Origin of the sequence: Campylobacter concisus (genome assembly GCF_002913715.1) — a bacterium.
In the GTDB taxonomy this organism is placed as follows: domain Bacteria; phylum Campylobacterota; class Campylobacteria; order Campylobacterales; family Campylobacteraceae; genus Campylobacter_A; species Campylobacter_A concisus_AG.
In genome coordinates, this window is sequence record NZ_PPCE01000009.1 from 9,704 (window position 1) to 22,118 (window position 12,415).

The following is a 12,415-nucleotide window of genomic DNA, read 5'->3' on the forward strand; positions in this document are numbered from 1 at the left end:
TTTCGCCTTAGATTAGTAGCATAAAGCCAGTGATTACGATATTTAAAATTCCAAGCGGAAGCAAAATTTTCCAGCAAAATGTACTTAACTGATCAACTCTTAAATGTGCCCATGAAGCCCTTACCCAAATAAAAAAGAAAAAGACAATGCTTGATTTTAAGATGATCATCAAAGCACCTGGGATAAATAAAAATTCGTTAAATCCACCTAAAAATAAAATCGTAATGATGATGCTAGCAGCGATCATATTTGTGTATTCGCCGATGAAAAACATCGCCCATCTCATGCCGCTATACTCGGTGCCATAGCCTGCTACTATCTCTGTTTCGTTTTCTGTTAAGCAAAATGGTGTTCTATTGCACTCCACAAAGCTTGCTATTAAAAAGAGTAAAAAGGCAAGGGGCTGCTTGAATATAAGCCAGCCAAAAATTCCTTTTTGATAGTTGTTTATATCCACAAGTGAGAGTGAGCTAGTTACCATTACGACGCTTAAAAGAGCCATGCCAGCTACTATTTCGAAACTAAGAAGTGAGACTACTGCGCGAGCTGCACTAATTAATGCAAATTTATTATAGCTTGCAAGACCTGCTGCAAGTGGAGAGAAGACGCAAACTGAAGCAACACCAGCGATGTATAAAATACCAACATTTATATCTGAGAGAATCGGACGTAATGTATGTCCAAAAATTTCAAACTCAGGCAAAAATGGCACAGGTGCAAGCGCTGCAAATGCGGCAATGGCTGATATTAGTGGAGCTATTAAAAAGATAAATTTATTCGTATTTGCTGGCACGATGTCCTCTTTTGTAAAGAGTTTTATCATATCAGCTACTATCTGTAAAATTCCAGCTGGCCCTACCATATCAGGTCCCACGCGGCGCTGCATGTAGGCTAATACTTTTCTTTCAGCGTAAGTTGCCAGTCCTGCAAGGCTTGCCATGACGGCTAAGATGACCACGGCTTTAATGATAGTGCTTAGCACAAAAAATAGTGTTTCACTCATCTTTTGCCTTTATGATTTTAACTGCGGCGTAGCTTTTGCCATTAAATATAACCCCCACATCAAGTTTGTCGTCATAATCGCCTAAATACGCAGCGACTCCGCCAAGCTCGCTATCAAGCTCCACGCAAATGGCAAGCTTGTGCCTATCTTTTTCTAAAATAATCGCTTCATTTTGTGAAATTTCAAATTTAGCCATAAATTCGCTACTTGCATAAAGCTTCGCTCTTTTAGCTATTTGAGTGGCATAGTTTGCAAAAAATGATGGCAAATTTATAGGATTTGCAAGACTTATAAGTACTTCGTCGTCTTTTAAATTTATACTCTTGCTATCTTTTAAAAGTGGCTCTATATCATCATTTGGTGTAAAATTTGAAATTTCAAGCTTATATCCTCTGTGACTTGTTCCGTCGTTTGCGTAAAAATTTTCTAAATCATCAAATTTAATGCCTTTGTAACCCTTTTCTTTTGGTAAATTTGGCGTGTAATCAATCGTATTTTTAGCCATTAACCCAAGTGCGTTTGCAATATCGTTTAGAAAATAACCTTTGTGCGGTATCGCCACATTTGTTGGCACTAAGGCGTTATGTATGTTTGTAAATGTGCCTTCTTGCTGATTTAGCGCACTAGCATCGATATCGCCTTCAAAAATGCTAAATTTATAATCACCATTTTCGTTATAGCCAAGCGTCTTGCCAGGCTTTTTCTCGCTTGTAAGAGTGCAAATTTTAGCAACGCCAAGTGAGTTTGTGCGTGGTGGTATTAGCATCACACGAAAAGGCGTAGCTCTTGCGATCACTCCAGTAAGTGCTGCTAGTAAATTCGCATTTTCATCCGTGTAAAAATCGCTTCCTAAAATGAGCGTAAAATTGCTTTTGCCCTCACTTAAGGCCGGTACATCTAAACCAAAATTTTCATCAAAATTTTCAAGTTTTGATGTAAGTGCGCTAGGTAAATTTTCACCCCAGTTTTTAAGTATAAAAAGTAAAATTTGCTCTAATTTTCCAGCTTCATGCGTTACGTAGATAAAATTTTTAGAATATTTTTTAACGATCTCATCGGCTATGTGATGAAAGTAAATTCCAGCTGCCTTATTCATTTTTAAAGCGTTATTTAACTTAAAGCTTGTCACTGGGCTTTCGTGTCTTAAGAAACTGCCAGCACTGATGATAAAATCGCTATTTTTAATATCTGTATAGTCTGCGTTATATGAGCTAAGCCCACTAAATTCGCTAAATTTATTTAAAAATTTTTGATAATTTAGCGCCTCATTGTTTATTAGATTTAGATCAAATTTCTCTCTTAAACGCTCTAAAATAAGGGCCTCTTCGTTTGTGATGAAGCTATTAAATTTTATATTTTTGATCGCGCCATTTTTAATATTTAAAACAATCTCTTCAAATTTCTCTTCATTTTTACAGGCAAGCTCGTTGTGAAAGTCATAGCCAAACCTGGCTGCCCCACTTATTTCGCCAAATGTAAAATCATTGCTGACGCGGTAAATTTGCTTACTTCTATCGCTAGTGCTCTTTTCTTTTACATCATAGTAAATTAGCTCGCAGTCGCTTTGATGTGGATTTGCTGCTGGGATAGGGTTTAGCTCCCAGATATTTGTGCTATATTGAAAATGCGAACTAATAAGTGCTCCAGTAGGACAAACGCTGATACACTCGCCACAAAATGAGCAGTCAAGACTCTCGCCCACGCTTGGACCTATTAGGCTTTTTTGCATCTTACTAAAAACTGCGTAGGCATCTTTTGGCATACTCTCTTTTAGCTCTTTTGGCACTTCAACGCCCCTTGGTACGGTCTTTAGCGCACTCTCGCCGATCCTATCTTTACAAACAGTGACACATCTTTCGCAGACTATGCAAAGAGCTGGATCGTAGTTGATTAGCCCCCATTTTTTATGTGGTTTGTGCGTGTCAGCGATGGCAAATTTTTGTTCATTTACTTTTAGATGCGTGGTTAAATTTTGTAGTTCACATTCGCCGCTTTTGTCACAAACGCCACATTGAATCGGATGATTTACGCAGTAAGTCTGCATGATCGCATTTCGCTCGGCAGCGATTTCTGGCGTGTTTGTATAAATTTGCATATCCTCTTTTGCTTTGGCATTACAGCTATAAACTACTTTGCCATTTGCCTCGACCATGCAAAGCCTACAAGCAAGAGTTGGTGAGCAGCCACTAAGATAGCAAAGAGCTGGGATATAAATTCCATTTGCTCTTGCGATACTTAGGATGCTCTCGCCTTCATCTGCTTCTAAAATTTGATCATTTATGCTTATTTTCATTTATTAACTACTACTTGCTTAAATGCGTATCCATCAAAATCTTTTGCGCCAAATATCGCAACTGTGCCTTTTAGCGAATGGTCTAGTTTAAATTTTGCCCTCACGCTAAAATCTTTTGCTTTAAGCTCTAGTATATCGCCATCTTTTGCCTTTGCCACTATGCCAAACTGCACGCCGCCTACGATCTCGTCACTTGCGTTTTTGTTTAGATAGACGACCGCTCCGTCAAAATTTTCAAGCTCTTTTAGCTCGTCTATTTTGTGATAATCATTAAATTCTTTCCTGCAACCACCAGCCAAAACGACATTTTTGCCTAAAATTTCAAGTAGCCAAAAGATCGCATCTTTGTCTGGATGAGTAAAAAATGAATCATCAATAACGATGTTTTTAACGTCCTTTATCCACTCGCCTAGCTCTTCAAATTCCTCTTCACCAACATTGCACTCGCCACTTATCAGCCCATCATCAAGCTCGCTAAAAAACTCATCGCAAGATAAATTTGCGTATTTGCAAAGAAGAGCCAAGACGTAGCTTATTGAGCCTATTTCGCAGCGGATTAAATTTTCACCGCCAAGCTCGCTATCTTCGATGCAAGAGATATATTTAAACTCGGACTCTTTTATCTTTTTTGCTAAATTTTTATCGCTCAAGCTTAGCAAATTTGCGATACTTAAGCTTTTGCCTGCTATTAAATCATTAAATTTCATATCTTGCCCTTTTTTATGGTTAATACCCAATCAACTTGGTTAAATTTAAGTGAGTTCATCACTTCGCAGTTTAGATTATAGGCCAAATTTACAGCCTTTGTCACACCACTAAAATCGCCTATCTCAAATAAAAATATAATCACTTCGCCAGCCTCGCTAGCCTTTATCTGCTGTCCAAGAGCGCTCAAAAATTCACTCTTTAAGTGCCTAAGATCGACCCTTCTCATCTATCAACCTCGCCTAAGATGATATTTGTGCTACCAATTATCGTAGCGACATCAGCAACGTACTGGCCTACTAATAAATCTTCATAAATAGCGCAGTGCCAAAAGCTTGGCGTGCGAATTTTTAGGCGGTACGGGCTTGCGCTGCCGTCTGAGTTTATATAAATTCCAAGCTCGCCCTTTGGTGACTCACTAGCGAAGTAAATTTCGCCCTTTGGAGGTTTTAGCCCCTGAGTTATTAGCACAAAATGCTGCATTAGTGAGTAGTTTTGGCTCATTATCTGCTCTTTTGAAGCACTCACGTAATCTGGCGCGTCGGCGATGATGGCGGGGCTGCTTGTTTGATACTTGCTAACACACTGCTTTAAAATTTTCACGCACTCGCGCATCTCTTTCATGTAAAGCAGATACCTTGCGTAGCAGTCGCCGTGTGTCGCATAAGGCACGTCAAATTCTAGCTCATCATAGATGAGATATGGCTCCTCTTTTCTGATATCCCTTGCGACTCCGCTTGCTCTTAGCATGACGCCAGAGCAGCCGCTACTAAGGGCTAACTCTTTGCTAATTACGCCCACATCAACAAGTCTTGCTTGCCAAATTCTATTTTCACTTAGCAGATCTTCATAAAGTGTGATGTCGCTTGGAAATTTTTTGCAAAATTTAAGCAGCTCCTCGTACCAGCCATCAGGTAGATCAAGCGGCACGCCACCGATCCTTATCGAGCTATGTGTTAGCCTTGCGCCGCAGTATTTTTCTATTAGATCAAGGACGTATTCGCGCTCTCTAAATGCATATAAAAAGACGCTCATTGCCCCCACATCAAGGGCATGTGTGGCTAAAAATAAAAGATGCGAGCTTATGCGGTTTAACTCCAAAAGCATCACTCTAATAATCTGCGCACGGCGAGGCACTTCTATGGCGCAAAGCTTCTCCACAGCCGCGCAAAATGCGTAGTTATTCGCACTTGATGCGATGTAATCGACCCTGTCAGTTACTGGGATAAATTCCTGATAGGTCATATTTTCAGCCATCTTTTCAACGCCTCTGTGCATAAAGCCAACCTCTGGCATAGCGCGCACGACCTTTTCGCCGTCAAGCTCAAGCACAAGCTTTAGCTGACCATGTGCGCTTGGGTGTTGTGGGCCAAAATTTAGTATCATCTTGCCGTCATTTTGCTCAAATTCTAAATTTTCAAAAAATGGTTTTAAGCGGTTTGGTGCCTGGCTCAAGGTCTTTCCTTTACTATCTGGCTTTGGTTAAATTTAGCCTTTTTGACAAATCTCACGCCGCCTTCTTCTTGATACTCGTACTCTTCATTTTCGTCAAACACACGTGAAAAGCCAAAGGTATCTTTCTCATCGACAAAGGCTGGGTCGCGGTTCTCTTCGCCGATCTGCTCTCTAAACTCACTCCCAAAAATTTTATCCACCTCGTACCATTTGGCAGCCTCGTCGCCAACTAGCGGATAGCTCTTTAAAAGCGGATGCGAGTGCCAGTCATCAGGCATTATAAGACGCTTTAAATTTGGATGATCTTTGATTAAAACGCCACTTAGATCATACATCTCACGCTCCGCCCAGTTTGCGCTTTTATAAAGCTTGCAAACGCTTTTTAGCATTTCGTCCTTTTTGACAAAGCATTTTACTCGCGTGCGCCTATTTTTGCTAACACTTAAAAGCTGATAAAAGACCTCGTATCCGCCTTTTTGAGCTATATAATCAATCGCCGCAAGCTCACAAAGCTGCTCGTAGCCAAAGTTTTTTAACGCTTCAAGCGCTTTAAAATTTTCACTAGAATTTACGTAGAGAACAAGTTGGTCAAACTCCACGTAGCTAGATAAAATTTGCACTCCGCTTTGCTCTAAAATAGCCAGCTCTTCGTCAAATTTAGAGCCTATTGCTGCTTCTTTTGGCGTCTGCTTGGCGATATAAAATTTCTCGCTGTAGTACTGCTTTTTTTGCAGGTCGTTTTTTGGCTTATACTCTCTCATATATCTAGCTTTCTTGGCTTTTGCGCCCTAAATGCACTTTGTTTTCTTATCTTTTTTTGAAGCATCATAAGTGCATACTGAAGTGTCTCTGGGCGCGGGGCGCAGCCTGGGATGTAGATATCGACAGGGATTATGCGATCGACACCTTGAACGGTTGAATAGGTGTTAAACATACCACCAGTGTTTGCGCAGCTACCCATCGAGATGACCCACTTTGGCTCAGGCATCTGGTCGTAAAGGCGCCTTGTAAATTCAGCGTGCTTTTTAGTTAGCGTGCCAGCTATAATCATCACCTCAGAGTGTCTTGGACTAGCGCGAAATATAGTGCCAAATCTATCAAAGTCATATCTGCTAGCGCCACTTGCCATCATCTCGATCGCACAGCATGCAAGCCCGTAGCTAAGCGCCCAAAGCGAGTTGCTCCTGCCCCACTGCACGAGCTTATCAACGGTTGTTAAAACTACTGGCAAACCGCCATTTGCAGCGTAGTTTATCTGATGCTTTGCCATTTAAAGACTCCTTTTTGCCAAGCGTAGGCAAAGCCGATGAGTAAGATCGCCACAAAAAGCAGCATCTCGATGAGCCCAAATAGCCCAAGCAGCCTAAAATCCACCGCCCACGGATACATAAAAATGACCTCAACGTCAAATAAAATAAATAAAATTCCATAAAAAAAGTAGTGGATATTTATCTTATTTGGCTGTTTTACGGTGGTTGGACCACACTCATAAAAGCCAAGTTTTAAGCGCTCGGTATTGTGGTTGGCTAATTTTTTACTTATTTTTGAAGATAAGAATGTTATTAAACAAAATGAACAAGTCGCTAGTAAAAGTATGATAAATGCACCAAAATAGGTGCTTTCAAGCTCTGAATGTGACATACTTTGCCTTTTTTAATTTTTAAGATTCTACTAAATTTAAATTTATTTGAGCTTGAAACGGCTTAAGAGTAGGGCGAGTATTGTGCTTTTGTGTAAAAATTACTCCTATTTTATCTTCTCGACCGCATCCTTTGCAGCACTTATTCGCTCGCCCTCGTCTAGTTCACGCACAAAGCCATCTTTTACCAAAATGATCCTAGTTGCTACATCAAAGTAACTATCATCGTGGCTAACAGCGATTATGCTTATGCCCTTACTTTGTAAAAATGGCAAAATTTCTTTATAAAATTTTCGTTTAAAGAGCGGATCTTGATCGGCCGCCCATTCATCTAGGATAAGGATAGAGCGGTGCTCTAAGATGGCTATTAAAAGACTTAGACGCTTTCGCTGGCCAGTTGAGAGTTGCGTGGTACTAAGCTTATTATCTATGACACTTACTTTTTTGTCGATCTCAAGCAAGGCTAAAAGCTCGTCTATTTCGCTTTGGCTAGCAAAGCCATTATGAGAGAGCGTTTGCGAAAATAGATAAAAATCAGCAAAAATAGTGCTAATCTTTGCCTGGTAGCTTTGTAAATTTGCCTCATCTATCTTTGTGCTATCAAGGTAAATTTCGCCACTACTTGGGCGTATTAGCCCGCAAAGTAAATTTATAAGCGTACTTTTACCACTACCATTTTTACCAATGATAAATGTTATCTCACCGCGTTTGATCTCTAAATTTACGTCTTTTAGGCTAAATTTGCCGTGGGCGTAGTTGAAATTTATATCTTTTAGCTTTATGTTTTGCCAATTATCGCTTAGACTATCGTCAAATTTAAAGCCTTCCTTAAATTTATTTAGATTTAAACTCATGATCTTTTCTAAACTCACTTTTGCGCTAAGTGTAGCTGGTATGGAGCCAACCATGCTCATAAATGAGCCTCTTAAAAATAGTATCGTAAGACTTATGCTTAGTGCTGTTTGCAGGCTCGCCCAGTCAAATGCCACGCACAAAAATACACAAAGTCCAACTGAGCCAAGCAGCATAATGTTTGTAAAATTATCGCTTAATGCGTGATAAATATCGGCCTTTACCATATTTTGGCGTTTTTTATCGCCTGTAAAATTTAACTCATCAAAGCAGACACTTGCCCTTGCTCTATTTAAACTAAGCTCTCTATGCCCCTCTACGATGTCGTCGTAGTGCTTTTGCAATGCGTCATCTTGAACTCTAGAATGCTTAAAATAAAGATGAATTTTTTTCATAAAAAGCGTATTTATAAAAAGAGTCGCACCGATCCAAATGGACAAAAAGATAAAAATTTTTGGAGCGATTACACAAAGATAGATGCTGGCACAGATGATAAAAACCAAGCTTTGTATAAAGCCAGTAGCGCTCATAAAAGCAAATGTGATCGTTTTTATGTCATTATTTAGGCTAGCTATGATCTTTGCCTTGCCGATCTCGTTTATCACGCTATTTGGCGTATCTAAAATTTGCTTTACACTTTGATATCTTAGCTCGTAGATAAATTTATGCCCAAAATTTGTAAGCGATATATTTGCTGCGATGGCGCTTGCAAAAAATAAGAGCAAAACCACTATAAATTTAACCGCTAAAAAGGTGTCAAATTCTTTTAAGCTTACAAGCTCATTATTTATAAATGAAAGGGTCCAGACGCCAAGCCCGCTAAATACGAGTGTTAATAATACTATTTTAGAAATTTGATAGATGTTTTTTTTAATTAAATTTGCAAGCATTACATCGCAGTTCGTGGCTGAATGATATTTGGCTCATACTTTTGTTCAGTATTTTCGCTCATTATACGAAGCACCTTGCTTCGTTTTATCTTAGCGTCATCCTTAAATATCGCACGAACTTTGTCCATACCAGCGTAAAAATCACGCATAAGCACGATGCAGATATATTTGCCAAAAAATGTCGGCTTAATAATGCCATTTTCTTCATATACTGCATTTACAAGCTTAAGCAAGCTAAGCTCCATAAATAAGGCTTTGTTAATGTTTGTGCTATTTTCATCGTTATATCTTTTAATATCAACCCCGCCATCAAAAAGCCTTGTTAAAAACGTGTATTTAAGTCTCTCTTTCTTGCTAAAACCACATTTTGCGATGACTGGGCTTTGTCTATTTTTTATCCTTTTGCCGTATTCAAGTAGATTAAATGCGTTTATTACAAGCTCACCGTTAAGAAAGCTAAATGCCCCGCTACCAACGCCTAGATACTCTAAATTTGAACCAACATATTCGTCGCGAAGGTCGGCACTTTTTTCATTTGAAAACGCCCAAGCGTTGCTTTGTTTGTAGTTACTTTTGCTAAATTCTTCAGTGATTATCTCATAAAATTCACGCTCATTATCTACGTTTGAAACACCAAGCGAGCGAGCTATATTCTCTCTTGTTAGCTCTGATTTCATGAGTGGATAGAAGGTGATTTGTTGTGGAGAGATCGATTTTGCAGTATTTATGTCGTTTATGAGCTGCTCTTTTGTTTGATTTGGCAGGTTAAAGATGAGATCGAGGCTAATGACTGGGATCTTACCAAGAGCAAGCTCAAGCTTTCTTTTTATCTCCTTGGCTGAGCCAAATTTTTCATATCTGCCAACTCTTTTTAACGTTTCATCATCAAAGCTTTGTACGCCAACGCTTAGTCGATCTATTAATCCATCAAATCTAGCTAAACTCTCGGGTGAGATGTGATTTGGATCGCTTTCTGCTGAAATTTCATCTATACTAAAAAGCTCTTTTGCAAGTTTAAGTGTCTTTTCAAGCTCAGGCTCATTTATAAGCGTTGTGCCACCACCAACATAAAGTGAATCAAAGTCAAATCCAGCCTCTTTAACCTGCCTCATCTCCTCACGTAAATTTTCAAAGTAAATTTTTGCAAGCTCTTGTTCATAGTGGTACTTATGAAACGAGCAATACGGGCAAAATGTGTGACAAAATGGTACATGTGCGTAGAGCATATACTTTTTGTCTTTTTTGGGAGTTTTGGTGTAGGCTGTGGTTAAAATGTCTATATTAAATTCATTATATAGTGATCTTTGAATAGAATTATGAGCGTAATTTACGGCAAAATTCTCGACAATATTTTTAAATATCATAACTAATCGCCTTAAATAAGTTTGGTTTTAAATTTATGTGTTAGGATAGCTAACTTTTAATAAATTTAGCCTTGTGCTAAAGAAATTTTTAGCTTAGCCACATAAATTTGGCCTATAAATTTTATTTTTTAAATCTATAAATTTCACATATCGATCAAATTTTAGCCCCAAAGCTTAAGGAAGTTACTCCTTAGATCTTGAGATGATCTTACTCGAGTCAAGCTCAAATTTTATTTCATATTTTGTCTCTAAATAATAAAACTTTCCTAATGTTGAGATGGTTTTGAAGTTATAACTCTACCTAGCTTGTTTTCAATGTACAATGTTTCTACTCTATTTTGTTAACTTGCTCGCTAAAAATATTAAAAATAATTAAAACGCTAATTTATTTTTTTACTTCATAATTGCCGAAAAATTTCTTTATAGTATCATTTTCATCCCTAAACATTATTTTTTTAGTTTTTATGAGATACAGGAAATAACAGTTTCTTATTAAAAATATTATAGTGCCAGAAAAAACAAGAAAGTAGCTCAATATTGGATCATAGACAACATTATCATATGAATTTAAAAAAAGTATTCCAAAGAAATAGATGCAACAAAATGCACTATCTATATTGGTAAGACTATATTCTATTGCTTTTTTGCAAGATATTTGTACTAAAAAGAATCCTAAACTAAATTGTGCAACCATAAATACAAATGTTTGATCAATTAAAATAGGATCATATTTTTTGGCATTGAAAATATATAAACCAAAACTATTAAAAACATATAAACAAATAAAACACCCAAGGAGTCTTTTGTTTCTTTTGCTATATAGTTTTCTGTATTATAGTTCATTTTACGAAAACGATAAGCAACGGCCGACAGTAAAAAGAATAACATTGCTATGCACATGCCGGAGAAAAAATAATACTTAGAAATATTTTCAGTCACATATCCATTTTTTAAAGAAGTTATTAAATTAGCATCTACCACAAATGCATACTTTGGATTTTCTGACTGGAATCTTATTTGCAATAAAATAGTCATAAAAACACCAAGTGAAATAAAATATCTATATGTTCCAAAAAATAAAACCCTTAAGTAAAACACCTTATGTCTCCAATATTGATTTATATTAGATTATACTACATAATTCTCTTGATAGTTCAAACTTCATATACTCTATTAAATTTATAAATTTGGTTATCCAAGCACCTTTGCGATTTCGCTCCAGCCCAAATTCTCAGCAAATTCAGCTGCCGTTTTGCCACTTTTTGTGCGGGCATTTTTATCAGCACCGTTTTCTAGTAAAAGATTTACAAGATTTAAATTTCCTGCGATCGCCTCGTTGTGAAGCTGCGTATAACCAAACTCATCAGCGTCTGTGACCATATTTGGGTGCTCTTTTATATATTGCTTTACTTGCTCATATGTATTTTTGCTCATTGGATGCTCTATCAAATTTTCAGGGTGCTCTTTTTGCTCGTAAACTACCAAAATATTGTTAAAATCGCCAAAATCAAGCCCCCACTCTTTATCGTGCTCTTTTAGCTCTTTCTTTTGCATGCGTGAGCGCATCGCCTGCACGCTAAATCCGCCGTATGCGCGTCCATCTATCGAAAAGAGCCAGTCACTCATCTCGTCTATCTTTGCGCTTATTTGGTCGCCTAATTTCACGTTTTGCACGCTATCTGGCTCATTTACGAGCGTGCCATATATCGTTTCGCCGTCAAATTCCACATCGTCTATCCACATGTGTTCACCGACTTCTTCGCCATTTACGACATCTAAGAAGCAAATTTTTACCATTGCATAGTCAAGCATAGGTACGATCCTGCGGCGCTCCCAGTAAACCTCACGCCAAAAATATCTAAAGCTCTCACGAGCTTGCTCAAATGCGCGCTGCATATAGTCTTCGTCGCTACTTACAAAATAGATTGGCATTTGCTTACCAAGATCGATTTGTTTACCGAGAATTTTCTTAAAAAAGCTCATTTTTTGTCCTTATTTTTCATTTTAGATAGATCAAATTTGAATGCAAAATGATAAGATAGATTTCACTCATAAATCCGACAAATTTTAAATCCAAAAATTACGTAATGATTTCAAAATTTAGCCTACCAACTTCAAATTTAAACAAAAATGTCGTGAGATGGATTTAAATGTTACGACTAAAAATTAAGCGTGCGCTAGGCATACAGCCTGCGGAGTGAAAATTTTTCTAGC

At 37.9% G+C, this 12,415-nt stretch carries 12 protein-coding genes; all 12 read right to left on the reverse strand.

Annotated elements, in window-relative coordinates; all coding sequences use genetic code 11:
* Positions 1-7: 7 nt before the first annotated feature.
* Complete coding sequence (gene nuoH / locus CYO92_RS04005; RefSeq protein ID WP_103588757.1) at positions 8-1,003, reverse strand: NADH-quinone oxidoreductase subunit NuoH; 996 nt, start codon at positions 1,001-1,003, stop codon at positions 8-10.
* A complete protein-coding gene (locus tag CYO92_RS04010; protein ID WP_103588758.1) occupies positions 996-3,296 on the reverse strand; it encodes an NADH-quinone oxidoreductase subunit G in 2,301 nt (766 codons plus the stop codon). The genes nuoH and CYO92_RS04010 overlap by 8 nt, the downstream gene beginning before the upstream one ends.
* Positions 3,293-4,003 carry a hypothetical protein gene (locus CYO92_RS04015; protein ID WP_103588759.1) on the reverse strand — a complete coding sequence of 237 codons (711 nt, stop codon included), beginning with the start codon at positions 4,001-4,003 and terminating at the stop codon, positions 3,293-3,295. The genes CYO92_RS04010 and CYO92_RS04015 overlap by 4 nt, the downstream gene beginning before the upstream one ends.
* On the reverse strand, positions 4,000-4,230 hold the full coding sequence (locus CYO92_RS04020) for an NADH-ubiquinone oxidoreductase subunit E family protein (protein ID WP_072593998.1): 231 nt from the start codon (positions 4,228-4,230) through the stop codon (positions 4,000-4,002). Before CYO92_RS04020 ends, CYO92_RS04015 begins: the two co-directional genes overlap by 4 nt.
* Positions 4,227-5,456: an NADH dehydrogenase (quinone) subunit D gene (gene nuoD, locus CYO92_RS04025; protein ID WP_103588760.1), complete on the reverse strand. Its 1,230-nt coding sequence runs from the start codon at positions 5,454-5,456 to the stop codon at positions 4,227-4,229. The genes CYO92_RS04020 and nuoD overlap by 4 nt, the downstream gene beginning before the upstream one ends.
* Positions 5,453-6,217: an NADH-quinone oxidoreductase subunit C gene (locus CYO92_RS04030; RefSeq protein WP_103588761.1), complete on the reverse strand. Its 765-nt coding sequence runs from the start codon at positions 6,215-6,217 to the stop codon at positions 5,453-5,455. The genes nuoD and CYO92_RS04030 overlap by 4 nt, the downstream gene beginning before the upstream one ends.
* On the reverse strand, positions 6,214-6,726 hold the full coding sequence (locus CYO92_RS04035) for a NuoB/complex I 20 kDa subunit family protein (RefSeq protein WP_021083979.1): 513 nt from the start codon (positions 6,724-6,726) through the stop codon (positions 6,214-6,216). The genes CYO92_RS04030 and CYO92_RS04035 overlap by 4 nt, the downstream gene beginning before the upstream one ends.
* Positions 6,708-7,097 carry an NAD(P)H-quinone oxidoreductase subunit 3 gene (locus CYO92_RS04040; RefSeq protein ID WP_103588762.1) on the reverse strand — a complete coding sequence of 130 codons (390 nt, stop codon included), beginning with the start codon at positions 7,095-7,097 and terminating at the stop codon, positions 6,708-6,710. Before CYO92_RS04040 ends, CYO92_RS04035 begins: the two co-directional genes overlap by 19 nt.
* A 105-nt stretch (positions 7,098-7,202) precedes the next feature.
* Positions 7,203-8,837: a multidrug ABC transporter permease/ATP-binding protein gene (locus CYO92_RS04045; protein ID WP_103588763.1), complete on the reverse strand. Its 1,635-nt coding sequence runs from the start codon at positions 8,835-8,837 to the stop codon at positions 7,203-7,205.
* On the reverse strand, positions 8,837-10,201 hold the full coding sequence (locus CYO92_RS04050; RefSeq protein ID WP_103588764.1) for a coproporphyrinogen III oxidase family protein: 1,365 nt from the start codon (positions 10,199-10,201) through the stop codon (positions 8,837-8,839). Before CYO92_RS04050 ends, CYO92_RS04045 begins: the two co-directional genes overlap by 1 nt.
* Positions 10,202-10,915: 714 nt before the next feature.
* Positions 10,916-11,236 carry a hypothetical protein gene (locus tag CYO92_RS04055; protein ID WP_103588765.1) on the reverse strand — a complete coding sequence of 107 codons (321 nt, stop codon included), beginning with the start codon at positions 11,234-11,236 and terminating at the stop codon, positions 10,916-10,918.
* Between the two features lie 156 nt (positions 11,237-11,392).
* A complete protein-coding gene (locus tag CYO92_RS04060; protein WP_103588766.1) occupies positions 11,393-12,184 on the reverse strand; it encodes a YegJ family protein in 792 nt (263 codons plus the stop codon).
* Positions 12,185-12,415: the final 231 nt, after the last annotated feature.